The sequence below is a fragment of the Devosia sp. 67-54 genome (assembly GCF_001899075.1).
GTDB lineage: Bacteria > Pseudomonadota > Alphaproteobacteria > Rhizobiales > Devosiaceae > Devosia_A.
In genome coordinates this window covers 938040-962126 of the sequence record NZ_MKVA01000005.1, presented here as the reverse complement: position 1 = coordinate 962126, position 24087 = coordinate 938040, and the positions used below count along the sequence as shown (strand labels likewise).

Sequence of the window (24087 nt, the reverse complement as noted above, 5' to 3'; positions counted from 1 at the left end):
GGACGAGATGAGCGAAAAAGCCTGGGGCGCGGTTGATGCGTATATCGAGGCCAGCCTGCTGGCCGATGCCGATCCGATTTTCGGGCAGGTGCTGCGCGCCAATGCGGCGGGCGGGCTGCCGGCGATCGACGTGTCGCCGGCGCAGGGCAAGTTCCTGAGCCTGCTGGTGGCGATCTCGGGGGCGCGCAACATCCTCGAGATCGGCACGCTGGGCGCCTATTCGACCATCTGGATGGCGCGGGCGCTGCCGCAGGACGGCCGGCTGCTGAGCCTCGAATTCTCCGAGCGGCACGCCGCCGTGGCGCGGGACAATCTGGCGCGGGCCGGGCTGCTCGAACAGGTCGAGGTGCGCGTGGGCGCGGCGCTCGACAGCCTGCCCCAGGTCGAGGCGGACGGGCTCGGGCCGTTCGACCTGATCTTCATCGACGCCGACAAGCCCAACAATCCGGGCTATCTCGACTGGGCGCTGCGGCTGTCGCGGACGGGCACGGTGATCGTGCTCGACAATGTGGTGCGCGACGGCCGGGTGGTCGACGCCGCCTCCGACGACCGCAACGTCAAGGGCGCCCGCGCCGCTTTCGAGCTGCTCAAGGCGCATCCGCGGATCGACGCCACGGCGCTGCAGACGGTGGGCGCCAAGGGCTGGGACGGCTTCATTCTGGGGCTGGTGCGCTAGCCCCGCCGCGGACCGTGCCGGTCAGCCGCTCGAGCAGGCCGACGAGCCGGTCGAGATCCGCCTCGCTCCAGTCGGCGAGGGCGAGGCGCGCGAGGCGCTCGCGGGCCCGGTCCAGCGCCTCGGTCATCCGCCTGCCCGCCGGCGTGACGGTGGCGACCGTGACGCGCTGGTCGGCCTCGCCGCTGGCGCGCGCCACCAGCCCGAGCGCGCTGAGCTTCTTGAGCTGCCGGCTGACGGTGGTGTAGTCGCGGCCGGCCCGGTCGGCGAGCTCGCCGACGCTGATCGGCCCGAAGCGCTCGATCGCCACCAGCAGCGGAAACAGCGCCCGGTCGAGCTGGATGCCGGCTTCCGCCAAGAGCGCATCGTCGTTCTGCGCCCGGTTCATGGCGCTCACGATCTCCATCAGCGCCAGATGCAGCCGCTTCACCTGTCCCGACATGCGTGTATTTTGCACATTCTTGCTTGACGTCATCGCCGGCCGCTCCCTATATATGTGCACAATACACATATATCGAAAGGACGCAATCATGAAGGCGGCAGTTGTTTCGGCGGCGGGGGAGGCCCCGGCCTATGTCGATTTCGCGGAGCCGGTGGCGGGCGAGGGCGAAGAAATCGTCACCGTCACCGCCGCCGCGATCAGTCCCGTCACCCGCAGCCGGGTCGCGGGCTCGCATTATTCGTCGACCGGGACGTATCCGGTGATTCCGGGCGTCGACGGGGTGGGGCGCCGGGCGGACGGCCAGCGCATCTTCTTTTTCATGCCGCGGCCGCCCTATGGCACGCTGTCGGAGCGGACGGTCATCCGCACCGGGACGGGCATTCCGCTGCCCGACGACCTCGACGACGTGACCGCCGCCGCCATCGGCAATCCGGGCGTCTCGTCCTGGGCGGCGCTGGCCGAGCGGACGCAGTTCGCGCCCGGCCAGACGGTGCTGGTGAACGGCGCCACCGGCACCTCGGGGCGGCTCGCGGTGCAGATCGCGAGGCACCTGGGGGCGGGGCGGGTCATCGCCACCGGCCGCAACCGCGACATGCTGGAGCGCCTGCGCGGGCTGGGCGCCGACGCGGTGATCCCGCTCGGCGACGACGACGCCGCGCTGGAGGCAAGCCTCAAGGCCGAATTCGCGCAGGGCGTCGACGTGGTGCTCGACTACCTTTGGGGCGCGCCGGCGCGGGTGGCGCTGGTCGCGGCGGCGCGGGCCGGCCGCGAGGACCGGCCGCTGCGCTTCGTGTCGATCGGCTCGGTCGCCGGGCCCGAGATCGCGCTGCCGAGCGCCGTGCTGCGCGCGTCGACCATCGAGCTGGTGGGCAGCGGCCTCGGCAGCCTGCCGCCAGAGCGGCTGCGGGGGTCGATCGCGGCGCTGCTGGCGGCGGCGGGCGCCGGCCGACTCGGCCTCGACACCAGGCTCGTTCCGCTCGCCGGCATCGCCGCCGCCTGGACCGCCGGCGACGACGGCGCGCGGACCGTCGTGCGGCCCGGCGCGGCAGGCGTTTGAGCCTGGCCGGGCCGGACGCGGCGAGGGCAGGGCGGCCATGCAGAAAGCTGTGCAAAGAATCCTTGACGCCCGGACTCATCGCCTATAGAGAGGCGCCACCTTAGCGGTCGGTCGTGAGCGCCAACCGGGTATCTGCCACCTTGTGCGGGCATCCAAGGCTCTCAAACACACCGCCAAAGGCGAGACTTGTAGCAAATCTTTGTGCGCATGAACGCTTCCGTTCCTGGGAAGTGGTCCGCTGCATTGAGAAGGCGCCGCGATCCGGGACGGATCGGCAGGGCGCCGTTTCGGTTTGCTCATGTCTTGCAGGAGGCGGTTGGCCGGACGAGCCCGTTGGGGCGCGGTCGGCCAGAGCGCAAAGTGACGAATTTGGCGATGGAAAGAGCGTGAATGCCGACCATTAATCAGCTTATCCGCAAACCTCGGACGACCAAGCCGAAGCGGAATAAAGTCCCGGCGATGGAGCAGAATCCGCAGAAACGCGGCGTCTGTTCCCGTGTCTACACGACCACCCCGAAGAAGCCGAACTCGGCGCTGCGCAAGGTCGCCAAGGTCCGTCTGACCACCTCGCGCGAAGTCATTTCCTACATCCCCGGCGAAGGCCACAATCTGCAGGAGCACTCGGTGGTGCTGATCCGCGGCGGCCGTGTGCGCGACCTGCCGGGCGTGCGCTACCACGTGCTGCGCGGCGTCCTCGACACCCAGTCGGTGAAGGATCGCAAGCAGCGCCGTTCCAAGTACGGCGCGAAGCGGCCGAAGTAAGGAGATCGAGATATGTCCCGTCGTCACCGCGCCGAGAAACGCGAAGTCATCCCCGATCCCAAGTTCGGCGATATCGTCGTCACCAAATTCATGAATTCGCTGATGGAAGACGGCAAGAAGTCCGTCGCCGAGAGCATCGTCTACGGTGCCTTCGACATCGTGCAGCAGAAGTCCAAGCAGGACCCGATCAACGTCTTCCACACCGCGCTCGACAATATCCGTCCGGCGGTGGAAGTGCGCTCGCGCCGCGTCGGCGGCGCCACCTACCAGGTGCCGGTCGAAGTCCGCACCGACCGCCAGCAGGCCCTCGCCATCCGCTGGCTGATCGAAAGCGCCCGCAAGCGCGGCGAACACACCATGAAGGAGCGCCTCAGCGGCGAACTCATGGATGCCCTCAACGGCCGCGGCCAGGCGGTCAAGAAGCGCGAAGACACGCACCGCATGGCGGACGCCAACCGCGCCTTCTCGCACTACCGCTGGTAATTGGAGACCTGACCGATGGCCCGCGAATATCCCATCAACGAATACCGCAATTTCGGCATCATGGCCCACATCGATGCCGGCAAGACCACCACGACCGAACGCATCCTCTACTACACCGGCAAGTCCCATAAGATCGGCGAAGTCCATGACGGCGCCGCCACCATGGACTGGATGGAGCAGGAGCAGGAGCGCGGCATCACCATCACGTCCGCGGCGACCACCACCTTCTGGAAGGGTCGCAACGGTCGCATGCACCGCTTCAACATCATCGACACGCCCGGCCACGTCGACTTCACCATCGAAGTCGAGCGCTCGCTGCGCGTGCTCGACGGCGCCATCGCGCTGCTCGACGGCAACCAGGGCGTCGAGCCGCAGACCGAGACCGTGTGGCGCCAGGCCGACAAGTACGAAGTGCCGCGCCTGATCTTCGTCAACAAGATGGATAAGATCGGCGCCGATTTCTATTTCTGCGTCGACACCCTGCACAAGCGCCTCGGCATCAAGACCGCCGTGGTGCAGCTGCCGATCGGCTCCGAGAGCAATTTCGCCGGCGTCGTCGACCTCATCGAGATGAACGCGCTCGTCTGGCACAATGAAGAGCTGGGCGCGCAGTGGGACGTCGTCGACATCCCGGCCGACCTCAAGGAGAAGGCCGTCAAGTATCGCGAGCAGCTGATCGAGACGATCGTCGAGATCGACGATGCCGCGACCGAGGCCTATCTCAACGGCGAGATCCCGGACAAGGACACCATCCGCCGGCTGATCCGCCAGGGCACCATCAACTCGAACTTCTTCCCGGTGTTCTGCGGCTCGTCCTTCAAGAACAAGGGCGTGCAGCCGCTGCTCGACGGCGTCATCGACTTCCTGCCCTCGCCGATCGACATCCCGGCGATCAAGGGCATCGACGTCAAGACCGATACCGAGATCGAGCGTCATGCCTCCGACGACGAACCGCTGTCGATGCTGGCCTTCAAGATCGCCAACGACCCGCACATGGGCTCGCTGACCTTCTGCCGCATCTATTCGGGCCACCTCGAGCAGGGGGCGATGCTGGAGAACACGGTCAAGGAGAAGCGCGAGCGCGTCGGCCGCATGTTCCAGATGCACGCCAATTCGCGCGAGCAGATCAATGAAGCCTATGCCGGCGACATCGTCGCCATCGTGGGCCTCAAGGACACCACCACCGGCGACACGCTCTCGGACCCCAACCACAAGGTCATCCTCGAGCGCATGGAGTTCCCCGAGCCGGTGATCGACATCGCCGTGGAGCCCAAATCCAAGGCCGACCAGGAAAAGATGGGCCTCGCCCTCGCGCGCCTTGCCGCCGAGGACCCGAGCTTCCGTGTCAAGACCGACGAGGAATCTGGCCAGACCATCATCTCCGGCATGGGCGAGCTTCACCTCGACATCATCGTCGACCGCATGAAGCGCGAGTTCAAGGTGGAGGCCAATATCGGTGCGCCGCAGGTGGCGTATCGCGAGGCGATCACCAAGGGCGTCGAGCACGACTACACCCACAAGAAGCAGTCGGGTGGCTCGGGCCAGTTCGCCCGCATCAAGTTCCGCATCGAACCCAACGAGCCGGGCGCCGGCTTCGAGTTCAAGTCGGAAGTGGTGGGCGGCAACGTGCCCAAGGAGTACGTGCCGGGCGTCGAAAAGGGCGTGGCCTCGGTGATGGGTGCCGGTCCGGTGATCGGCTTCCCGATCGTCGATGTGAAGTTCACCCTGACGGACGGCGCCTACCACGACGTCGACTCGTCGGTGCTGGCCTTCGAAATCGCCGGCCGCGCGGGCTTCAAGGAGGCCATCGAGAAGGCCTCCCCGAAGATCCTCGAGCCGATCATGCGGGTTGAAGTGCTGACCCCGGAAGACTATGTGGGCGACGTCATCGGCGACCTCAATTCCCGTCGCGGCCAGATCCGCGGCACCGAGGCGCGGGGCATTGCCCAGGTCATCGACGCGATGGTTCCGCTGGCCAACATGTTTGGCTACGTGAACTCGCTGCGCTCGATGAGCCAGGGCCGCGCCCAGTACACCATGACGTTCGATCACTACGAGCAGGTTCCGCAGGCAGTCGCCCAGGAAGTCCAGGCCAAGTACGCCTGACCTGAACGGATCGAAGAGTAAGACGAAAACCAAAGCCGGCCCGACGGGCTGTTTAGGAGATAGCGATGGCTAAGGAAAAGTTTTCCCGCAACAAGCCGCATTGCAACATCGGCACCATCGGTCACGTCGACCATGGCAAGACCTCGCTGACGGCTGCGATCACCAAGGTGCTCGCCGAGACGGGCGGCGCCCAGTTCAAGGCGTATGACCAGATCGACGCCGCGCCGGAAGAGAAGGCGCGCGGGATCACCATCAACACCGCGCACGTCGAGTACGAGACGGCCAACCGTCACTACGCCCACGTCGACTGCCCCGGCCACGCCGACTATGTGAAGAACATGATCACCGGTGCCGCCCAGATGGACGGCGCGATCCTGGTCGTGTCGGCCGCCGACGGCCCGATGCCGCAGACCCGCGAGCACATCCTGCTCGCCCGTCAGGTCGGCGTGCCGGCCCTCGTCGTGTTCCTCAACAAGTGCGACATGGTCGACGATCCGGAGCTGCTCGAGCTCGTCGAGCTCGAAGTGCGCGAGCTGCTGAGCTCGTACGAATTCCCCGGCGACGACATCCCGATCATCAAGGGCTCGGCCACCGAGGCGCTCAACGACGGCGACAAGAAGCTCGGCCACGACGCCGTGCTGGAGCTGATGGCTGCGGTCGACAGCTACATCCCGCAGCCGGCCCGTCCGGTCGACCAGCCGTTCCTGATGCCGATCGAAGACGTGTTCTCGATCTCGGGCCGCGGCACCGTGGTGACCGGCCGTGTCGAGCGCGGCATCGTCAAGGTGGGCGAGGAAGTCGAGATCGTCGGCATCAAGGCGACGCAGAAGACCACCGTCACCGGCGTCGAGATGTTCCGCAAGCTGCTCGATCAGGGCCAGGCCGGCGACAACATCGGCGCGCTGATCCGCGGCATCGAGCGTACCCAGGTCGAGCGCGGCCAGGTGCTGTGCAAGCCCGGTTCCGTGACCCCGCACACCGAGTTCGTGGCCGAAGCCTACATCCTGACCAAGGAAGAAGGCGGCCGCCACACTCCGTTCTTCGCCAACTACCGTCCGCAGTTCTATTTCCGCACCACCGACGTGACCGGTGTGGTGACCCTGCCGGAAGGCACCGAAATGGTGATGCCGGGCGACAACGTGAATATCACCGTGCAGCTGATCGTGCCGATCGCCATGGAAGAGAAGCTCCGCTTCGCTATCCGTGAGGGCGGCCGCACTGTCGGTTCGGGCGTCGTCGCCAAGATCCTGAAATAAGGTTCTATCGCGGCGCGCGCATGAGCGTGCGCCGCGTGCCATTCTGGTTGGGAAAGCAAGATGAACGGTCAAAACATTCGCATCCGCCTCAAGGCGTTTGACCATCGCGTGCTCGATACGTCGACGCGCGAGATCGTCAATACCGCCAAGCGGACGGGCGCGCAGGTCCGCGGACCGATCCCGCTGCCGACGCGGATTGAGAAGTTTACGGTGAACCGCTCGCCGCACATCGACAAGAAGTCGCGCGAGCAGTTCGAAATCCGCACCCACAAGCGCCTGCTCGACATCGTCGATCCGACGCCGCAGACCGTGGATGCGCTGATGAAGCTCGATCTCGCCGCCGGCGTCGACGTCGAAATCAAGCTCTAACGGGTTTTTCGCGCCGGCCGCGCAACAGGGTCCTCTTGCAACAATGACCCGGCCGGGCGCCTAGGAAAAAGGGTACAATCGATGCGTTCTGGTTTGATCGCACAGAAGCTGGGCATGACCCGCATATTCAAGGCGGACGGCACGCACGTCCCCGTGACCGTGCTCGGGCTGCAGAACTGCCAGGTGGTGGGCCAGCGCACCGAGGCCAGGGACGGCTACACCGCGCTGCAGCTCGGCGCCGGCACCGTCAAGACCAAGAACATCACCAAGGCCGACCGCGGGCAGTTCGCCGTCGCCAAGGTGGAGCCGAAGCGCGAGATCACCGAGTTCCGCGTCGACGCGGCCAATCTCATCGAAGTGGGCGCCACGATGCAGGCCGACCATTTCGTCGAGGGCCAGCTCGTCGATGTGACCGGCACCTCGATCGGCAAGGGCTTTGCCGGCGGCATGAAGCGCTGGAACTTCCACGGCCTGCGCGCCACGCACGGCGTGTCGGTGTCGCACCGCTCGCATGGTTCGACCGGCCAGCGCCAGGACCCCGGCAAGGTGTTCAAGGGCAAGAAGATGGCCGGCCACATGGGCGACCGCCGCGTCACCACGCAGAACCTGCGCGTGGTCAAGACCGATGTCGAACGCGGCCTGATCATGATCGAGGGTGCGGTTCCGGGCGCCAAGGGCGGCTGGATCCAGATCCGCGACGCGGTCAAGAAGCCGGCACACAAGGACGTCGTTTCGCCGGGCAAGTTCACGCCCGCCGCGGCCGCCGCCGGGGAGAGCAAATAATGGACATCCAGGTCACTTCCCTCGACGGCAAGGACGCCGGCTCGCTGAGCCTCAAGGACGAGATTTTCGGCCTCGAGCCCCGCGCCGACATCCTGCACCGCATGGTGCGCTACCAGGGCCTCAAGGCCATGGCCGGCACCCATGACGTGAAGAATCGCGCCGAGATCGCCCGCACCGGCAAGAAGTCGGTGAAGCAGAAGGGCTCGGGCGGCGCCCGTCACGGCAGCCGCCGCGCTCCGCAGTTCCGCGGTGGCGGTCGTGCGTTCGGCCCGACCCCGCGCAGCCACGCCATCGACCTGCCCAAGAAGGTGCGGGCCCTGGCGTTGAAGCTGGCGCTCTCGGCCAAGGCGCAGGCGGGCGAACTGTCGATCGTCGATACGCTCAAGACCAGCGAGGCCAAGACGGCGACGCTGCGCGCCACCTTCGGCAAGCTCGACTGGTCGAATGCGCTGATCGTCGACGGCGCCGAGCTCGACCAGAACTTCGCGCTGGCCGCTCGCAACATCCCGCAGATCGACGTGCTGCCCATCCAGGGCATCAACGTCGCCGACATTCTGCGCCGCAACCGGCTGGTCCTGAGCAAGGCTGCCGTCGAAGCGCTGGAGGCGCGGTTCGCATGAGCAAGTACAGCAATTACGACATCATCCGCTCGCCGGTGGTGACCGAAAAGTCGACGCTCGCCTCCGAGCACGGCCAGGTGGTGTTCGACGTGGCGATCGATGCCACCAAGACCGAGATCAAGGCGGCCGTCGAAGGCCTGTTCTCGGTCAAGGTCAAGGCGGTCAACACCCTGGTGCGCAAGGGCAAGACCAAGCGCTTCCGCAATACCAAGGGCGTGCGCAACGACGTCAAGAAGGCAATCGTAACCCTCGTCGACGGCCAGTCGATCGATATCTCGACCGGCGTCTAGAGGAGGAAGAACCATGGGTCTCGTAACTTACAATCCGACGTCTCCGGGTCGCCGCTTCCTGATCACGACCGATCGGTCGGAGCTGTGGAAGGGCAAGCCGGTCAAGACGCTGACCGAAGGCCTCAGCGCCTCGGGCGGCCGCAACAACACCGGCCGCATGACCTCGCGCCACCGTGGCGGCGGGCACAAGCGCTCGTACCGGCTGGTCGACTTCAAGCGCACCCGTTTCGACGAGGTCGCGACGGTCGAGCGGCTGGAATACGATCCCAACCGCACCGCCTGGATCGCGCTGATCAAGTACAACGACGGCGAGCTGGCCTATATCGTGGCGCCGCAGCGCCTGGCCGCCGGCGACAAGGTCGTCTCGTCGCTGTCGACCGTCGACATCAAGCCGGGCAACGCCATGCCGCTCGAGCGCATGCCGGTCGGCACGATCGTCCACAATGTCGAGATGAAGCCGCGCAAGGGCGGCCAGATCGCGCGCTCCGCCGGCGCCTATGCGCAATATGTCGGCCGCGACGCGGGCTGGGCCATCCTCCGCCTCAACTCGGGCGAGCAGCGCCGCGTGCATGGCTCGTGCCTCGCCACCGTCGGCGCCGTGTCCAACCAGGACCACGCCAACACTGTGGTCGGCAAGGCCGGCCGCAGCCGCTGGCTCGGCATCAAGCCGCAGACCCGCGGCATCGCCATGAACCCGGTCGACCACCCGCATGGCGGCCGCACCAAGGGTGGTATGCACTGGACCACGCCGTGGGGCGGTGCCGCCAAGGGCCAGAAGACCAGAAGCAACAAGCGGACGGACAAGTTCATCGTCCGCAGCCGTCACGTGAAGAAGGGCCGCTAAGCCATGACTCGTTCAATCTGGAAGGGTCCGTTCGTCGACGGCTACCTGCTCAAGAAGGCCGAGAAGGTTCGCGACGGCGGCCGCAACGAAGTGATCAAGATGTGGAGCCGCCGCTCCACCATCCTGCCGCAGTTCGTCGGGCTGACCTTCGGCGTGCACAACGGCCACAAGCACATCCCGGTCTCGGTGTCCGAGGAAATGATCGGCCACAAGTTCGGCGAGTTCGCGCCGACCCGTACCTATTACGGGCACTCGGCCGACAAGAAGGCCAAGAGGAAGTAACATGGGCAAGCCGAAGACCAAGCGCGCGCTCAAGGACAACGAGGCCAAGGCCGTCCTGCGCCTGTTGCGCACCAGCTCGCAGAAGCTGAACCTCGTCGCGCAGATGATCCGCGGCAAGAAGGTGGACAAGGCCCTGGCCGAGCTGACCTTCTCGCGCAAGCGCATCGCCGGCCCGGTGAAAAAGACGCTCGAGAGCGCCATCGCCAATGCCGAAAACAACCACGGCCTGGACCCGGACGCGCTCGTCGTGGCCGAGGCCTATGTCGGGGACTCGCTGGTGATGAAGCGCTTCATGGCCCGTGGCCGCGGCCACTCGGCGCGCCTCGAGCACACGTTCTCGAACCTCACCATCGTGGTTCGCCAAGCTGAGGAGACCGCATAATGGGTCAGAAGATCAACCCGATCGGTCTGCGCCTCGGGATCAACCGCACCTGGGACAGCCGCTGGTTCGCCAACAAGGGCGAGTACGGCAAGCTGCTGCAGGAAGACATCAAGATCCGTGAAACCCTGCTCGACGACCTCAAGCAGGCCGCGGTGAGCAAGGTCGTCATCGAGCGTCCGCACCGCAAGTGCCGGGTGTCGATCCACACTGCCCGTCCGGGCATCGTGATCGGCAAGAAAGGCGCCGACATCGACAAGATCCGCGCCAAGGTGAAGTCGTTCACCGACAGCGAAGTGCACATCAACATCGTTGAAGTGCGCAAGCCCGAGACCGACGCCAACCTCGTGGCGCAGGGCATCGCCCAGCAGCTCGAGCGCCGCGTGGCGTTCCGCCGTGCCATGAAGCGCGCCGTGCAGACGGCGATCCGCATGGGCGCCGGCGGCATCCGCGTCAACGTCGGCGGTCGTCTCGGCGGCGCCGACATCGCCCGTACCGAGTGGTACCGCGAGGGCCGCGTGCCGCTGCATACGCTGCGCGCCGACATCGACTACGGCGTGGCCGAGGCCGAGACCACCTATGGCGTCATCGGCGTCAAGGTGTGGATCTTCAAGGGCGAAGTGCTCGAGCACGACCCGATGGCGCATGAACGTCGCGCCACCGAGGGCGGCGAGGGCGCCGGCCAGGGTGCGCCGCGCCGCGAGCGCGACGATCGTCCCGACGGGGAGCGTCGCGGGCCGCGTGGCCGCCGCAACGCCGACACCGACGGCGCGACCGCGAACTGAGAAGGCAGGATAGATGCTGCAGCCAAAGAAAACCAAGTTCCGCAAGGCGCACAAGGGCCGCATCCATGGCAATGCCAAGGGTGGCACCGAGCTCGCTTTCGGCCAGTTCGGCCTGAAGTCGCAGGAACCCGAGCGCGTCACCGCCCGCCAGATCGAGGCGGCCCGCCGCGCCATCACCCGCGAGATGAAGCGCGCCGGGCGCGTGTGGATCCGCGTCTTCCCGGACCTGCCGGTTTCCAAGAAGCCGGTGGAAGTCCGCATGGGCAAGGGCAAGGGATCGGTCGAGTACTGGGCGGCGCGCGTCCATCCCGGCCGCATCCTGTTCGAGATCGACGGCGTCCCGCCGGACGTCGCCAAGGAAGCGCTGCGCCTGGGCGCCATGAAGCTTCCGATCATCACGCGGGTCGTGACCCGCATTCCGGACTAAGGACGAGATACAATGGCGAACTCCGATCTTAGGGCCAAGACGCCCGACGAACTGAAGGACCAGCTCCTCGGCCTCAAGAAGGAGCAGTTCAACCTGCGCTTCCAGCGCGCGACCCAGCAGCTCGAAAAGCCCGGCCGCGTCAAGGAAGTGCGTCGCGAGATCGCCCGGATCAAGACGATCCTGGGCGAAAAAGCCGCGGCGAAGTAAGGAGAGACGAATGCCCAAGCGCGTGTTGCAGGGGACCGTGGTCTCCGACGTGAACGAAAAGACCGTGGTGGTGCGCGTCGACCGCGCCTTCACCCATCCGGTGATGAAAAAGACCGTGCGGCGGTCCAAGAAGTACCATGCGCATGACGAGGCCAATTCGGCCAAGGTCGGCGACACGGTGTGGATCGAAGAGTGCCCGCCGATTTCGAAGAACAAGCGCTGGACCCTGGTCCAGCACGCCTAAAGAACAGGATTTCAGCCCGCCGTGAGGCGTGGCGAATGGAACGAGAAGGCATCAAGCCATGATCCAGATGCAGTCAAATCTCGACGTTGCCGACAATTCCGGCGCGCGTCGCGTCATGTGCATCAAGGTGCTCGGCGGCTCGCACCGCAAGTACGCCTCGGTGGGCGACATCATCGTCGTGTCGGTGAAGGACGCCATCCCGCGCGGCCGCGTCAAGAAGGGCCAGGTGATGAAGGCCGTCGTGGTGCGGACCGCCGCCCCGGTGCGCCGCACCGATGGCTCGATCATCCGCTTCGACAAGAACGCCGCGGTGCTGATCAACAACCAGGCCGAGCCGATCGGCACCCGCATCTTCGGGCCCGTGCCGCGCGAGCTGCGCAGCAAGAACCACATGAAGATCATTTCGCTCGCGCCGGAGGTGCTGTAATGGCCGCCAAGATCAAGAAGGGCGACAAGGTCGTCGTCCTGACCGGCAAGGACAAGAAGAAGACCGGCACCGTGCTGCAGGTGTTCCCGACCGAGAACCGCGCCACCGTGCAGGGTCTCAACCTGGTGCGCCGTCACACCAAGCAGACGGCGGCGCAGGATGCCGGCATCTTTACCAAGGAGTCCCCGATCCACCTGAGCAACCTCGCGCTCGTGGATGCGGCGGGCAAGCCGACCCGCGTTGGGTTCAAGATTCAGGACGACGGCAAGAAAGTGCGCGTCGCCCGTTCGACCGGAGATGTGATCGATGGCTGAGACCGCTTACGTCCCGCGTCTGCGCACGCAGTACGAAGACCAGATCAAGGCCGACCTGCTCAAGCAGTTCGGCTACAAGAACGTCATGCAGTTGCCCAAGCTCGAAAAGATCGTGCTGAACATGGGCGTCGGCGAGGCGGTCAACGATTCCAAGAAGGTGAAGGCGGCCGCCGCCGATCTCGAAAAGATCGCCGGCCAGAGGCCCGTCATCACCCATGCGCGCAAGTCGATCGCCGGCTTCAAGGTCCGCGAGAACATGCCGCTCGGCGTCAAGGTCACGCTGCGCAAGACGCGCATGTACGAATTCCTCGACCGCCTGGTGAACGTCGCCCTGCCGCGCGTGCGCGACTTCCGCGGCCTCAACCCGAACGCCTTCGATGGCCGCGGCAACTACGCCATGGGCATCAAGGAACACATCATCTTCCCCGAGATCTCCTACGATCAGATCGAGCAGGTCTGGGGCATGGACATCGTGGTGTGCACCACGGCCAAGACCGACGACGAGGCCCGCGCCCTGCTGCGCGCCTTCAATTTCCCCTTCCGGCAGTAAGAGGGGGCAGAGGACGATAAATGGCAAAGACCAGCTCTATCGAGAAGAACAACCGCCGCAAGAAGCTGAGCAAGCAGTATGCGGGCAAGCGCGCCAAGCTGAAGCAGATCGCGATGAACCACGCGCTCAGCATGGAAGACCGTTTCGCCGCGCAGCTCAAGCTCGCCGAACTGCCGCGCAACTCTTCTCCGGGCCGTGTGCGCAACCGCTGCGAAGTCTCGGGCCGTCCCCGCGGCTACTACCGCAAGCTGAAGCTGAGCCGCATCGCGCTGCGTCAGCTCGGCAATTTCGGGCAGGTGCCCGGCATGGTCAAGTCGAGCTGGTAAGGAGACCGAGCAATGAGCCTTACTGATCCGATCGGCGATATGCTGACCCGCATCCGCAACGCGCAGATGCGCCGCCGCGATACCGTGTCGACGCCGGCCTCGACCATGCGCGGCCGCGTGCTCGACGTGCTGAAGTCGGAGGGCTTCATCCGCGGCTACTCCGAGCAGAAGACCGAGACCGGCCTCAACGAATACGAGATCGAGCTCAAATATGCCGACAACACCCCGGTGATCCGGACGATCGAGCGCGTCTCGCGTCCCGGCCGCCGCGTCTATGTGTCGGTCAAGAACATCCCGTCGGTGATGAACGGCCTCGGCGTGTCGATCCTGTCGACCCCCAAGGGCGTGATGGCCGATCACGAAGCGAAGTCCCAGAATCTGGGTGGCGAGGTAGTCTGCCGCGTCTTCTAAGACAGGCATGCGCCCGAAAGCGGGTTTCCGGTTTTCGGACCGGCGCATGCGCAGAATAGAAGGCACGTCATCGACGATGACTCCGAAGGAAAGCTAGAATGTCCCGTACAGGCAAGAAACCCATCGCTCCGGTGAGCGGCGTCACGGTCGCGATCAGCGACCGCACCGTCACCGCCAAGGGCCCCAAGGGCGAAACGTCCCTGACCCTCATGGATATCGTCAACGCCAGGCAGACCGACGAGGGGATCGTCATCGAGCCGGCGAACGACACCAAGGAGGCCCGCGCTGCCTGGGGGACCACCCGCGCGCTGATCGCCAACATGGTCAAGGGCGTCAAGGACGGCTTCGAAAAGAAGCTGCAGATCCAGGGCGTGGGCTTCCGCGCCGCCATGGCCGGCAAGGATCTGAAGCTGAGCCTGGGCTTCAGCCACGAAGTGGTGTTCCCGGCGCCCGTGGGCATCACGCTCGCCGCCCCGACGCAGACCGACATCACGGTCTCGGGCATCGACAAGCAGCAGGTCGGCCAGGTGGCCGCCGATATCCGCGCCTTCCGCAAGCCCGAGCCCTACAAGGGCAAGGGCGTCCGCTACGCCGACGAATACGTCGCGCGCAAGGAAGGCAAGAAGAAGTAAGGAGCGCCAGACATGCCCATCAGCCACAAGGGAGCAGAACGGCGCAAGGCGCGCGTTCGTAAAGCCATCCGGGCCCGTGCCTATGGCCGCCCGCGTCTGAGCGTGCACCGCTCGGACAAGAACATCTACGCCCAGATCATCGACGACGCGTCGGGCCGCACGCTCGCCGCGGCCTCGACCCTCGACAAGGACGTCAAGGGTTCGGTCAAGAACGGCGGCTCGCAGGATGCGGCCAGCGCCGTCGGCAAGCTGATCGCCGAGCGCGGCAAGGCGGCCAAGGTCGAGGAAGTGATCTTCGACCGCGGCGGCTACCTCTACCACGGCCGCGTCAAGGCCCTGGCGGACGCTGCCCGCGAAGCCGGCCTCAAGTTCTGATCGCGCGAAAGAGAGAGACGACATGAGAGACGTTCAAGAGCGCGAAAGCGAATTCATCGACCGCCTGGTCCACATCAACCGCGTCGCCAAGGTGGTGAAGGGCGGCAAGCGCTTCGGCTTTGCCGCGCTGGTGGTGGTGGGCGACCAGAAGGGCCGCGTCGGCTTCGGCCACGGCAAGGCCCGCGAGGTGCCCGAGGCCATCCGCAAGGCGACCGAGCAGGCCAAGCGCCAGCTCATCCGCGTGCCGCTGCGCGAGGCCCGCACCCTGCATCACGACGTCACCGGCCGCCACGGCGCCGGCAAGGTCGTGCTGCGCTCGGCCGTGCCGGGCACCGGCATCATCGCCGGCGGTCCGATGCGCGCCATCTTCGAGACGCTGGGCGTCAACGACATCGTCGCCAAATCGACCGGCACCTCGAACCCGTACAACATGGTCCGCGCCACCTTCGAGGCGCTCAAGCAGGTCGACAGCCCGCGTTCGGTCGCGGCCCGCCGCGGCCTCAAAGTGTCCGACCTGCAGGCCCGTCGCGGCCAGGAAGCGGTGGAGGCGTAAATGGCTGACAAGACCGTAACCGTCGAGCAATACGCGTCCCCCTCGCGCCGCACCGCCGACCAGCGGGCGACCCTGGTCGGGCTCGGGCTCAACAAGATCCGCAAGCAGCGGACGCTCAAGGACACGCCGGAAGTGCGCGGCATGATCGGCAAGATCCCGCATCTCGTGCGCGTGGTCGAAGGTAAGTAAGGACTGACTGACATGGCTCGCTTGAACGAACTTCGCGACAATCAGGGCGCTAACAAGAAGCGCGTGCGCGTCGGCCGTGGCATCGGCTCGGGCGTCGGCAAGACCGGCGGCCGCGGCGGCAAGGGCCAGACGGCGCGCTCGGGCGTGGCCATCGGCGGCTTCGAGGGCGGCCAGATGCCGCTGCACATGCGCATGCCCAAGCGCGGCTTCAACGTGCCCAACGTGAAGCGCTACAACACCGTGCGCCTCGACCGCATCCAGGCCTACATCGACAGCGGCAAGCTCGACCACAAGGGCGTCATCGACGCCGCGGCGCTGGTCAAGGCCGGCGTCATCCGCCGCGCCCGCGACGGCGTGCGGCTGGTCAAGGGCCCGGTCGAATTCACCAGCAAGAAGGTGAGCTTCAACGTCACCCACGCCTCCGCCGGCGTGGTCGCGGCTATTGAAGCGCTGGGCGGCAAGGTCGATATGCCCAAGGCTGAAGAAACCAAGGCTGACGCCTGATCGCGCCGGGCCGCAGAGCGTGGCGCGTGATGGTCTTCGGTTTCCGTTCAGCCACGCACAATAGGGAATAGGCGATCATGGCGTCCGCAGCCGAACAGCTTGCCAAAAATCTGAACTTTTCGACCTTCGCCAAGGCGAAGGTCCTGCAGCAGCGCATCCTGTTCACCCTGGGCGCGCTGCTCGTCTATCGGCTGGGCACCTACATCCCGGTGCCGGGCATCGATCCGGACGCCTATGCGCAGACCTTCAAGCAGGCCCAGAACGGCATCTTCGGCATGTTCGACCTGTTCGCCGGCGGCGCCGTGCACCGCATGGCGATCTTCGCCCTCAACCTCATCCCCTACATCACCGCGTCCATCGTGGTGCAGGTGCTGACCACCGCCTCGCCGCGGCTGGAAGCGCTGAAGAAGGAGGGCGAGGCCGGCCGTCGCAAGATGAACCAGTACACCCGCTACCTCACGGTGGTGTTCTGCGCCATCCAGGCCTACGGCATCGCCGTCGGCCTCGAGGGCAGCCAGGGCGTGGTGCTCAATCCGGGCTGGTTCTTCCGCATCTCGACCATCGTCACCCTGGTGGGCGGCACCATGTTCCTGATGTGGCTGGGCGAGCAGATCACCTCGCGCGGCGTCGGTAACGGCATCTCGCTGATCATCTTTGCCGGCATCGTCGCCAACCTGCCGACCACGATCGTGCAGACGCTGGAGCTGCTGCGCCAGGGCGCGCTGGCCGGCTTCTGGGCCATCGGCCTGCCGCTGCTCGCCATCGTGGTGATCGCCGTCATCGTGTTCTTCGAGCGGGCGCAGCGGCGGCTGCTGATCCAGTATCCGAAGCGCCAGGTCGGCAACAAGATGTTCCAGGGCGACACCTCGCACCTGCCGCTCAAGCTCAACACCTCGGGCGTGATCCCGCCGATCTTCGCCTCTTCGCTGCTGCTGCTGCCGGCGACCATCGCCTCCTTCGCCTCGCGCGGCGACGCCCCGCAATGGCTGGGCGTGGTGGCGGCGCTGCTCGGCCGCGGCCAACCGGTCTACCTGCTGACCTACGGCGTTTTGACCATCTTCTTCTGCTTCTTCTACACCTCGATCGTGTTCAACCCGACCGAGACGGCCGACAATCTGAAGCGCTCGGGCGGCTTCATCCCCGGCATCCGGCCGGGCGAGCGCACCGCCCAGCACATCGACTACGTGCTCGCCCGCATCACCGTGGTCGGCGCCATCTACCTGACGGTGGTCTGCCTCATCCCCGAGGTGATCCACAGCCAGCTCAACGTCAGCCAGTTCATCGGCGGCACCTCGCTGCTGATCATGGTGACGGTGACGCTGGACACCATCAGCCAGATCCAGAGCCACCTGATTGCGCAGCAATATGAGGGCCTGGTGAAGCGGTCGCGGCTGGGAGGGCGCAAGCGTTGAGGCTCATACTTCTCGGACCCCCGGGCGTCGGCAAGGGCACGCAGGCCAAGATCCTGGTCGAGCAATTGCATATTCCGCAGCTGTCGACCGGCGACATCCTGCGCCAGGCGATCGCCAGCAGGACGCCGCTCGGCGTCGAGGCCAAGGCCATCGTCGACCGCGGCGATCTGGTGTCCGACGAGATCGTCAACGGCATCGTGTCGGAGCGCATCGACCAGCCCGACTGCGCCAACGGCTTCATCCTCGACGGCTTCCCGCGCACCATCCCGCAGGCCGACGCGCTGGGCGCCATGCTGGAGCAGAAGGGCCTGAAGCTCGACGCGGTGATCGAGATCACCGCCGACGCCGACACCCTGGTCGCCCGCGTCGCCAACCGGGCCAAGGAAACCGGCGGGGCGCGCGCCGACGACGACGCGCAGGTGATCCGCAAGCGCCTCGACGTCTATCGCGAGCTGACCGAGCCGCTGGTCGCCTATTACACGGGCAAGGGATTGCTCAAGACTGTCGACGGCATGCAGCCGGTGAACGAGGTCACGGCGGCCATCCGCCATGCGCTCGGAGCATAGGGCAGGGATCAAATTCGGGCTCTCCGGCAGTTGACTCTGCCGGAATCGGCCAATAGAACCGCGCCAGTCTCAAGGATTTTTGGGCTGGATTCGGTTCCTCGAAACGGGTGAGGGGTCGGAACCGGTCCCTTGTTGTTACACGAACGGCACCTATGTAACGGGATGCCGGCATGAAGGAGAGCAGACGTGGCTCGTATCGCTGGCGTCAATATCCCGACGAACAAGCGCGTGGTTATTGCGCTGCAGTACATCCACGGCATCGGCGACAAGTTCGCCGAGGATATCTGCAAGAAGGTGGGCATCCCGCCCGAGCGCCGGGTCAACGAACTGACCGACGCGGAAGTGATCCAGATCCGCGAGACCATCGACCGCGACTACGTCGTGGAAGGTGACCTCCGCCGCAACGTGGCGATGAACATCAAGCGGCTGATGGACCTGGGCAATTACCGTGGCCTGCGGCACCGCCGCGGCCTGCCGGTCCGCGGCCAGCGCACGCATACCAACGCGCGCACCCGCAAGGGCCCGGCCAAGCCGATCGCCGGCAAGAAGAAGTAAGGACGCTTCGGCGTCCTTTTTGGATAAGGGCGCGGATGCGTCCTTGATGTAGCTGCTGGAACTACGGCAGCGCCGATATCGAAACGAAGGAACAAAATTGGCAAAAGCTGAAGTCGCTCGCGTTCGTCGCAAGGAACGCAAGAACATCACGTCCGGCGTTGCGCATGTGAACGCCAGCTTCAACAACACCATGGTGACCATCACCGACGTCCAGGGCAATACCATTTCCTGGTCGTCGTCGGGCGTCATGGGCTTCAAGGGATCGCGCAAGTCGACCCCGTACGCTGCGCAGGTCGCGGCGGAAGATGCGGCCAAGAAGGCGCAGGAACACGGCATGAAGACCCTCGAGGTCGAAGTCCGCGGGCCGGGCTCGGGCCGTGAATCGGCGCTGCGTGCCCTGCAGGCGGCCGGCTTCAACGTCACCTCCATCCGCGACGTGACCTCGATCCCCCACAATGGCTGCCGGCCGCGCAAGCGCCGCCGCGTCTGATTGGGTTTGGCAACCGGCCGCGCCTCCCCCGGCGGCCGGTGTGCCCTTTTGGTACTTGCGGCCGAGCGGCGGGCGAGCGCCGCACTTTTGAAAGGACGTTACCGTGACCATCCAGAGGAACTGGCAAGAGCTGATTAAGCCGACCAAGCTGGACTTTGTTTCGGGCAGCGACAATTCGCGCGTGGCTTCGGTCGTGGCCGAGCCGCTCGAGCGCGGCTATGGACTGACCCTGGGCAATGCGCTGCGGCGCGTGCTGCTGTCGTCGCTGCAGGGCGCTGCGGTGACCGCCATCCAGATCGACGGCATCCTGCACGAGTTCTCCTCGCTGCCGGGTGTGCGCGAGGACATCACCGACCTCGTGCTGAACGTCAAGGAAATCGCCATCAAGATGCAGGCCGAAGGCCCCAAGCGCCTGACGCTGAACAAGCAGGGCCCGGGCGCCGTGACCGCCGGCGACATCAAAGTGACCGGCGACATCGAAGTGCTGAACCCCGAGCTGGTGATCTGCCACCTCGACGACGGCGCCGAGATCAACATCGAATTCACCGTCAACACCGGCAAGGGCTACGTCGCCGCCGACAAGAACCGCCCGGAAGACGCCCCGATCGGCTACATCCCGGTCGACTCGCTGTTCTCCCCGGTCCGCCGCGTCTCCTACAAGGTCGATGCGACCCGCGCCGGCGAAAGCCTCGACAAGGACAAGCTGACCCTGACGGTCGAGACCAACGGCGCCATCGCGCCGGAGGACGCCGTCGCCTTCGCCGCCCGCATCCTGCAGGACCAGCTCTCGGTGTTCGTGAACTTCGAGGAGCCGACCAAGGAAAAGGCGCAGGACAGCGTGCCCGAGCTCGCCTTCAATCCGGCGCTGCTCAAGAAGGTCGACGAGCTCGAGCTCTCGGTGCGTTCGGCCAACTGCCTCAAGAACGACAACATCGTCTATATCGGCGACCTCATCCAGAAGACCGAGGCGGAGATGCTCCGCACCCCGAACTTCGGCCGCAAGTCGCTCAACGAGATCAAGGAAGTCCTGGCGCAGATGGGTCTGCACCTCGGCATGGACGTTCCGAACTGGCCGCCGGAGAATATCGACGATCTGGCCAAACGCTACGAAGATCACTATTAAGCGCGGCCACTTGGTCGCACGCCCGTCGTGAGACGCCGCCGCTAGGGAGTTACAAATGCGCCACGGAAACACCAACCGGAAGCTGAGCCGCACCGCGAGCCACCGCAAGGCGATGTTCGCCAACATGTCGGCCGCGCTGATCAAGCACGAGCAGATCGTCACCACGCTGCCCAAGGCCAAGGAGCTGCGTCCGATCGTCGAGAAGCTGATCACGCTGGGCAAGCGCGGCGATCTGCACGCCCGCCGCCAGGCTGCGGCGCAGATGCGCGACGAGACCCAGGTGCAGAAGCTCTTCGGCGTCATCGGCCCGCGCTACAAGGACCGCAATGGCGGCTACACCCGCATCCTCAAGGCCGGCTTCCGCTACGGCGACAACGCCGCCGTGGCGGTGATCGAGCTGGTCGACCGCGACACCTCCGCCAAGGGCCTCGATTCCGGCCCGGTGCAGGAGAAGGCGGAAGAGACCGAAGCCGCATAAGCGGCCGCGGCGAACGAATTCTGTGGGCGGTCCGGGGGTCCGGGCCGCCCATTTTCTTTGCCCGCTTGCTCGCGGCGGCCTGAGCGGGTAAGTCCGCGCAACATTAACTTCGGGAGCCGGACATGGCGGCCAGCGACCTCATCCTCGTCACCGGCGCCTCCGGCTTCGTCGGCAAATGGTGCGTGGTGAAGCTCCTGGAAAAGGGCTATCGCGTGCGCGGCACCGTGCGCTCCGACGCCAAGGCGGCGCTGGTGCGCAAGACCGTTGCCGGGCTGGTGGGCGAGGCGGCGGCGGGCCGGCTCGAGCTGGTCAAGGCCGATATCCTCGACGACGCCGGCTGGCCCGAGGCGATGGCGGGCGTCACCGCGGTGATGCACGTCGCCACCATCATCCGCGGCGACGAGCCGAAGGACCCCAATATCGTTATCCGCCCGGCGGTCGAAGGCACCGAGCGGGTGCTGCGCATGGCGCACGCGGCCGGCATCAGGCGGGTGATCCTCACCTCCTCGATCGCGACCGTCGGCTACGGGCATGGCCAGACCAGCGGCCGGCGCGTCTATGACGAGACCTATTTCACCAATCTCGAGGCCATGCGCTGGACCTGGGCCTATTGCGTCGGCAAGACCCGGGCCGAGCGCGCCGCCTGGGACTACGCCAGGGCCAACGGCATGGAGCTGACCACCATCCATCCCGGCGCCATCATCGGCCCGGCGCTGGACGAGGACGCCTCGATCTCGCTGGGCATGGTGTCGGGGCTGCTCGACAATTCGACCCCGGCACTGCCCAGCAACGGCTTTTCCATCATCGACGTGCGCGACGTCGCCGACATGCATGTGGCGGCGCTCGAGCACAAGGAGGCGATCGGCCAGCGCTACCTTGCCACCGCCGAATACATGCCGTTCCCGAAAGTCGCCGCGGTGGTGCAGGAGCTCTATCCCGACCGCAAGGTGGTGCAGCGCACGGTGCCGGACTGGATCATCAAGCTCGTCGCCATGTTCGGCGGGCCGGCGCGCCAGATCATCAACGACATCGGCAACGAGAAGGTGTTCGACGGCCGCAAGGGCGAGGCGCTGATGGGCCACCCCTATATCAGCGCCCGCGACTCCATCCGCGACACCGCCGAAAGCGTCATCCGGTTCGGGCTCAAGCTGCAGATCAGCTGAGGCGCGCAATGGCGGAACCGGGGCAGTCAGGTAACTACAGCCGCAACAGCCTGTCGCTGGCAGCGCGTTTATGCGTCCTGGCCTTGGCACTTGTGGTTGGCCATCTGCTTCCCACGTCGGCGTATGCGCAGGCTCAGAGCAAAACACTTTCGAGCGCAGATCTCGAGATTCTGCTCACAAGATATCCTGCCACAGAGTTGTTTCCTGAATGTGCAGAAGGAGGAACGCGGGCTTGCACATTTGACCTGATTGTTCAGGTCAGAAAACTTGACCCCGGCAGTATACTCCCGCCGCAGAATAATGGTTTGGAGGTGCTACCTGTGCCTCTCTTGAGTGCCGTTCTGTTTAATCTTGATCGAGAGCCAGAGGCCTGTTCGATGGCCAAAATTCTGACGGAACTTTCTAACGAAAAGCGGAGATCATTAGAATTGGGTCAAATTGGCGTTGCTGTGGCCTCATCTCCTGATGTGTCAGTATGTTACGGAGTCAGCTCGCCCGATATTCAGCCAAGATTTGTGCTCTTGTGGGCGAGCGGGCAGATACATGGGTGGCTCTCATGCCACATGCAGCGTCAAACGATCCTAGGCTGCAGGATGTTTCTGTACCCCCCGCCTGCCGATCGGAACACAGAAAACCAAGTCTCCGTAGAAATTGATGGCTTGAGCAAGACCGCCGTTGTTCCGGCCCTCGAACATGCCAGTAAACTAGCAGCAAGAGTCAGCAACCTCGTCGCTGCGCATTCCGGACACACCTACGGGATTTCCAGCACTGACTATATCGCGGATTTCGACGAAGCGACCCGCAATTCATTTAAGTAGGGAGATGCGTCTATTGGGTTTCACAACCAACGAAACCTGCCTGATGCATACCAAGTTCTGCTCTGGCAGGCGACAACTACGCAGCTAGCTGAGCCAATGCAGATCGCGACGAAACAGCGGCGTCAGGCCGCCTGCCGCGGCGTCGGGCCGATATAGCGCGATTTCGGGCGGATCAGCCGGCCCGACATCGCCTGCTCGCGGGCATGCGCGATCCATCCGGCGGTGCGCCCCATGGCGAACACCGCGGTGAACGCCTCGCGCGGGAAGCCGAGCGCGTCGAGCAGCAGGGCGGTGAAGAATTCGACATTGGTTTCGAGCGGCCGGTCGGGCTTTTTCTGCTTGAGCAGCCGCAGTGCGCTGGCTTCGACGGCGAGGGCAAGATCCAGCCGGGGCGACGGCGGCAGCTTGCCGAGCGCCGCCTTCAGCGCGTCGGCGCGCGGGTCGCGCACACGGTAGATGCGGTGGCCGAAGCCCATCAGCCGCTCGCCGCGCTCGAGCATGGCGCCCAGCACCGCATCGGCGTGTTCGGGCGCGCCGACCGCATCGAGCATGTCGAGCACCGGGCCGGGCGCGCCGCCATGCAGCGGGCCCTTGAGCGCGCCATAGGCGGCGAGCACGGCGGAGGTGAGGCCGGCCTGCGTCGAGGCGACCACGCGGGCGGCGAAGGTTGAGGCGTTGAGGCCGTGGTCGGCGACGGTGACGAGGTAGGCGTCGAGCCCCTTGCCTTTGGCGGCATCGACCGTGCCGGACAGCATGCGGATGACGTCGGTGGCGTGCCCCAGCGCCGGGTCGGGGGCGATCGGCGCGTGTCCGGCCTTGAGCCGGATCAGCGCCGGCAGCACCGCGGCGGGGGTGGCGACCAGCAGCAGCGCCGTCGCCAGATCGGTGTCGTCGGGGAGCAGCGCCACCGCGGCGCGCACCCCGTCGAACAGCGGCAGCGTGGCGAGGGTGGGGAAGGTCGGCGACAGCCGCGCAAACGCCTCGGCCCGGGCCGCGCCGAGCGCGCGCGGCGTCACCGGCGTGTCGAAGACCTCGGCGAACAGCATCGCCAGCATCTCCTCGGCGCTGGTGCGGCCCGCCAGCTCGTCCAGCGAATGGCCGCGGATCACCAGCTTTCCGGCGAGGCCGTCGACATCCGAGAGGGTGGTTTCCGCGGCGACCACGTCATCGAGTCCGATGGCCATGAGAGGCT

At 65.7% G+C, this 24087-nt stretch carries 37 protein-coding genes; 35 read left to right on the top strand and 2 right to left on the bottom strand.

Translation table 11 applies throughout. The features are described from left to right. Window positions 1-7 precede the first annotated feature (7 nt). Window positions 8-676, top strand: a complete 669-nt coding sequence (locus tag BGO82_RS09930; RefSeq protein ID WP_291305395.1) for an O-methyltransferase — start codon at window positions 8-10, stop codon at window positions 674-676. Here the strand turns inward: BGO82_RS09930 and BGO82_RS09925 are convergent. Further along, entirely contained in the window at window positions 654-1148 is a 495-nt protein-coding gene (locus tag BGO82_RS09925; RefSeq protein WP_291305394.1) for a MarR family transcriptional regulator, read from the bottom strand. The genes BGO82_RS09930 and BGO82_RS09925 overlap by 23 nt on opposite strands. A gap of 55 nt (window positions 1149-1203) precedes the next feature. Between BGO82_RS09925 and BGO82_RS09920 the strand changes: the two genes are divergently transcribed. The 34 genes from BGO82_RS09920 (at window position 1204) to BGO82_RS09755 (ending at window position 22895) form a co-directional block, all read left to right on the top strand. Beyond that, window positions 1204-2172: a zinc-binding alcohol dehydrogenase family protein gene (locus tag BGO82_RS09920; protein WP_291305393.1), complete on the top strand. Its 969-nt coding sequence runs from the start codon at window positions 1204-1206 to the stop codon at window positions 2170-2172. A gap of 390 nt (window positions 2173-2562) precedes the next feature. Continuing rightward, window positions 2563-2934 carry a 30S ribosomal protein S12 gene (rpsL, locus tag BGO82_RS09915; protein ID WP_291305392.1) on the top strand — a complete coding sequence of 124 codons (372 nt, stop codon included), beginning with the start codon at window positions 2563-2565 and terminating at the stop codon, window positions 2932-2934. A gap of 12 nt (window positions 2935-2946) precedes the next feature. Further along, window positions 2947-3417: a 30S ribosomal protein S7 gene (gene rpsG, locus BGO82_RS09910; RefSeq protein ID WP_291305391.1), complete on the top strand. Its 471-nt coding sequence runs from the start codon at window positions 2947-2949 to the stop codon at window positions 3415-3417. A 15-nt stretch (window positions 3418-3432) separates the two neighbouring features. Next, window positions 3433-5523: an elongation factor G gene (fusA, locus tag BGO82_RS09905; RefSeq protein WP_291305390.1), complete on the top strand. Its 2091-nt coding sequence runs from the start codon at window positions 3433-3435 to the stop codon at window positions 5521-5523. 65 nt (window positions 5524-5588) lie between these two features. Next, window positions 5589-6779 (top strand): elongation factor Tu, encoded by a 1191-nt coding sequence (gene tuf / locus BGO82_RS09900; RefSeq protein ID WP_291305389.1) that lies wholly within the window; start codon window positions 5589-5591, stop codon window positions 6777-6779. A gap of 60 nt (window positions 6780-6839) precedes the next feature. Further along, entirely contained in the window at window positions 6840-7148 is a 309-nt protein-coding gene (gene rpsJ, locus BGO82_RS09895) for a 30S ribosomal protein S10 (protein WP_035038345.1), read from the top strand. A gap of 81 nt (window positions 7149-7229) precedes the next feature. Beyond that, window positions 7230-7931, top strand: coding sequence for a 50S ribosomal protein L3 (gene rplC / locus BGO82_RS09890; protein WP_291305388.1), 702 nt, complete (start codon window positions 7230-7232; stop codon window positions 7929-7931). After that, window positions 7931-8551: a 50S ribosomal protein L4 gene (rplD, locus tag BGO82_RS09885; RefSeq protein WP_291305387.1), complete on the top strand. Its 621-nt coding sequence runs from the start codon at window positions 7931-7933 to the stop codon at window positions 8549-8551. Before rplC ends, rplD begins: the two co-directional genes overlap by 1 nt. Beyond that, on the top strand, window positions 8548-8841 hold the full coding sequence (locus BGO82_RS09880; RefSeq protein WP_291305386.1) for a 50S ribosomal protein L23: 294 nt from the start codon (window positions 8548-8550) through the stop codon (window positions 8839-8841). Before rplD ends, BGO82_RS09880 begins: the two co-directional genes overlap by 4 nt. Before the next feature lie 13 nt (window positions 8842-8854). Next, window positions 8855-9685 (top strand): 50S ribosomal protein L2, encoded by an 831-nt coding sequence (gene rplB / locus BGO82_RS09875; RefSeq protein WP_291305385.1) that lies wholly within the window; start codon window positions 8855-8857, stop codon window positions 9683-9685. Between the two features lie 3 nt (window positions 9686-9688). After that, window positions 9689-9967: a 30S ribosomal protein S19 gene (gene rpsS / locus BGO82_RS09870; RefSeq protein ID WP_291305384.1), complete on the top strand. Its 279-nt coding sequence runs from the start codon at window positions 9689-9691 to the stop codon at window positions 9965-9967. A 1-nt stretch (window position 9968) separates the two neighbouring features. Further along, window positions 9969-10349, top strand: a complete 381-nt coding sequence (gene rplV / locus BGO82_RS09865) for a 50S ribosomal protein L22 (RefSeq protein ID WP_291305383.1) — start codon at window positions 9969-9971, stop codon at window positions 10347-10349. After that, window positions 10349-11131 (top strand): 30S ribosomal protein S3, encoded by a 783-nt coding sequence (gene rpsC / locus BGO82_RS09860; RefSeq protein ID WP_291305382.1) that lies wholly within the window; start codon window positions 10349-10351, stop codon window positions 11129-11131. Before rplV ends, rpsC begins: the two co-directional genes overlap by 1 nt. A gap of 13 nt (window positions 11132-11144) precedes the next feature. After that, the gene (gene rplP, locus BGO82_RS09855; protein WP_291305381.1) at window positions 11145-11558 is read left to right on the top strand and encodes a 50S ribosomal protein L16; all 414 of its coding nucleotides are present in this window, start codon (window positions 11145-11147) and stop codon (window positions 11556-11558) included. A gap of 12 nt (window positions 11559-11570) precedes the next feature. Then, window positions 11571-11765, top strand: a complete 195-nt coding sequence (gene rpmC, locus BGO82_RS09850; RefSeq protein ID WP_291305380.1) for a 50S ribosomal protein L29 — start codon at window positions 11571-11573, stop codon at window positions 11763-11765. Between the two features lie 10 nt (window positions 11766-11775). Then, on the top strand, window positions 11776-12009 hold the full coding sequence (gene rpsQ, locus BGO82_RS09845) for a 30S ribosomal protein S17 (RefSeq protein WP_291305379.1): 234 nt from the start codon (window positions 11776-11778) through the stop codon (window positions 12007-12009). 58 nt (window positions 12010-12067) lie between these two features. Beyond that, window positions 12068-12436: a 50S ribosomal protein L14 gene (gene rplN / locus BGO82_RS09840; RefSeq protein WP_291305378.1), complete on the top strand. Its 369-nt coding sequence runs from the start codon at window positions 12068-12070 to the stop codon at window positions 12434-12436. Then, window positions 12436-12750 (top strand): 50S ribosomal protein L24, encoded by a 315-nt coding sequence (rplX, locus tag BGO82_RS09835; protein WP_291305377.1) that lies wholly within the window; start codon window positions 12436-12438, stop codon window positions 12748-12750. The genes rplN and rplX overlap by 1 nt, the downstream gene beginning before the upstream one ends. Then, a complete protein-coding gene (gene rplE / locus BGO82_RS09830) occupies window positions 12743-13300 on the top strand; it encodes a 50S ribosomal protein L5 (RefSeq protein ID WP_291305376.1) in 558 nt (185 codons plus the stop codon). The genes rplX and rplE overlap by 8 nt, the downstream gene beginning before the upstream one ends. Before the next feature lie 20 nt (window positions 13301-13320). Beyond that, on the top strand, window positions 13321-13626 hold the full coding sequence (gene rpsN / locus BGO82_RS09825; protein WP_291305375.1) for a 30S ribosomal protein S14: 306 nt from the start codon (window positions 13321-13323) through the stop codon (window positions 13624-13626). Window positions 13627-13638: 12 nt separating this feature from the next. Continuing rightward, window positions 13639-14037 (top strand): 30S ribosomal protein S8, encoded by a 399-nt coding sequence (gene rpsH, locus BGO82_RS09820; RefSeq protein WP_291305374.1) that lies wholly within the window; start codon window positions 13639-13641, stop codon window positions 14035-14037. Between the two features lie 98 nt (window positions 14038-14135). Further along, window positions 14136-14669, top strand: a complete 534-nt coding sequence (rplF, locus tag BGO82_RS09815; protein WP_291305373.1) for a 50S ribosomal protein L6 — start codon at window positions 14136-14138, stop codon at window positions 14667-14669. A gap of 12 nt (window positions 14670-14681) precedes the next feature. Then, window positions 14682-15044, top strand: coding sequence for a 50S ribosomal protein L18 (rplR, locus tag BGO82_RS09810; RefSeq protein ID WP_291305372.1), 363 nt, complete (start codon window positions 14682-14684; stop codon window positions 15042-15044). Window positions 15045-15066: 22 nt separating this feature from the next. After that, window positions 15067-15597 carry a 30S ribosomal protein S5 gene (rpsE, locus tag BGO82_RS09805; RefSeq protein WP_291305371.1) on the top strand — a complete coding sequence of 177 codons (531 nt, stop codon included), beginning with the start codon at window positions 15067-15069 and terminating at the stop codon, window positions 15595-15597. After that, the gene (rpmD, locus tag BGO82_RS09800) at window positions 15598-15786 is read left to right on the top strand and encodes a 50S ribosomal protein L30 (RefSeq protein ID WP_291305370.1); all 189 of its coding nucleotides are present in this window, start codon (window positions 15598-15600) and stop codon (window positions 15784-15786) included. Window positions 15787-15798: 12 nt separating this feature from the next. Then, window positions 15799-16290 (top strand): 50S ribosomal protein L15, encoded by a 492-nt coding sequence (gene rplO, locus BGO82_RS09795; RefSeq protein ID WP_291305369.1) that lies wholly within the window; start codon window positions 15799-15801, stop codon window positions 16288-16290. Between the two features lie 77 nt (window positions 16291-16367). Beyond that, window positions 16368-17702 carry a preprotein translocase subunit SecY gene (gene secY / locus BGO82_RS09790; protein WP_291305368.1) on the top strand — a complete coding sequence of 445 codons (1335 nt, stop codon included), beginning with the start codon at window positions 16368-16370 and terminating at the stop codon, window positions 17700-17702. Next, on the top strand, window positions 17699-18268 hold the full coding sequence (locus BGO82_RS09785; protein WP_291305367.1) for an adenylate kinase: 570 nt from the start codon (window positions 17699-17701) through the stop codon (window positions 18266-18268). The genes secY and BGO82_RS09785 overlap by 4 nt, the downstream gene beginning before the upstream one ends. Window positions 18269-18454: 186 nt before the next feature. Then, window positions 18455-18823, top strand: coding sequence for a 30S ribosomal protein S13 (rpsM, locus tag BGO82_RS09780; protein ID WP_291305366.1), 369 nt, complete (start codon window positions 18455-18457; stop codon window positions 18821-18823). Window positions 18824-18920: 97 nt separating this feature from the next. Beyond that, the gene (gene rpsK, locus BGO82_RS09775; protein WP_291305365.1) at window positions 18921-19313 is read left to right on the top strand and encodes a 30S ribosomal protein S11; all 393 of its coding nucleotides are present in this window, start codon (window positions 18921-18923) and stop codon (window positions 19311-19313) included. Window positions 19314-19416: 103 nt separating this feature from the next. Continuing rightward, a complete protein-coding gene (locus BGO82_RS09770; protein WP_291305364.1) occupies window positions 19417-20436 on the top strand; it encodes a DNA-directed RNA polymerase subunit alpha in 1020 nt (339 codons plus the stop codon). Window positions 20437-20491: 55 nt separating this feature from the next. Further along, on the top strand, window positions 20492-20914 hold the full coding sequence (gene rplQ, locus BGO82_RS09765; protein WP_291305363.1) for a 50S ribosomal protein L17: 423 nt from the start codon (window positions 20492-20494) through the stop codon (window positions 20912-20914). A gap of 122 nt (window positions 20915-21036) precedes the next feature. Beyond that, entirely contained in the window at window positions 21037-22077 is a 1041-nt protein-coding gene (locus tag BGO82_RS09760) for an NAD-dependent epimerase/dehydratase family protein (protein ID WP_291305362.1), read from the top strand. Window positions 22078-22085: 8 nt separating this feature from the next. Then, window positions 22086-22895: a hypothetical protein gene (locus tag BGO82_RS09755; RefSeq protein ID WP_291305361.1), complete on the top strand. Its 810-nt coding sequence runs from the start codon at window positions 22086-22088 to the stop codon at window positions 22893-22895. Window positions 22896-23017: 122 nt separating this feature from the next. Here BGO82_RS09755 and BGO82_RS09750 read toward each other — a convergent pair whose 3' ends face one another. After that, a complete protein-coding gene (locus BGO82_RS09750; RefSeq protein ID WP_291305360.1) occupies window positions 23018-24079 on the bottom strand; it encodes a citrate synthase/methylcitrate synthase in 1062 nt (353 codons plus the stop codon). Between the last annotated feature and the right edge of the window lie 8 nt (window positions 24080-24087).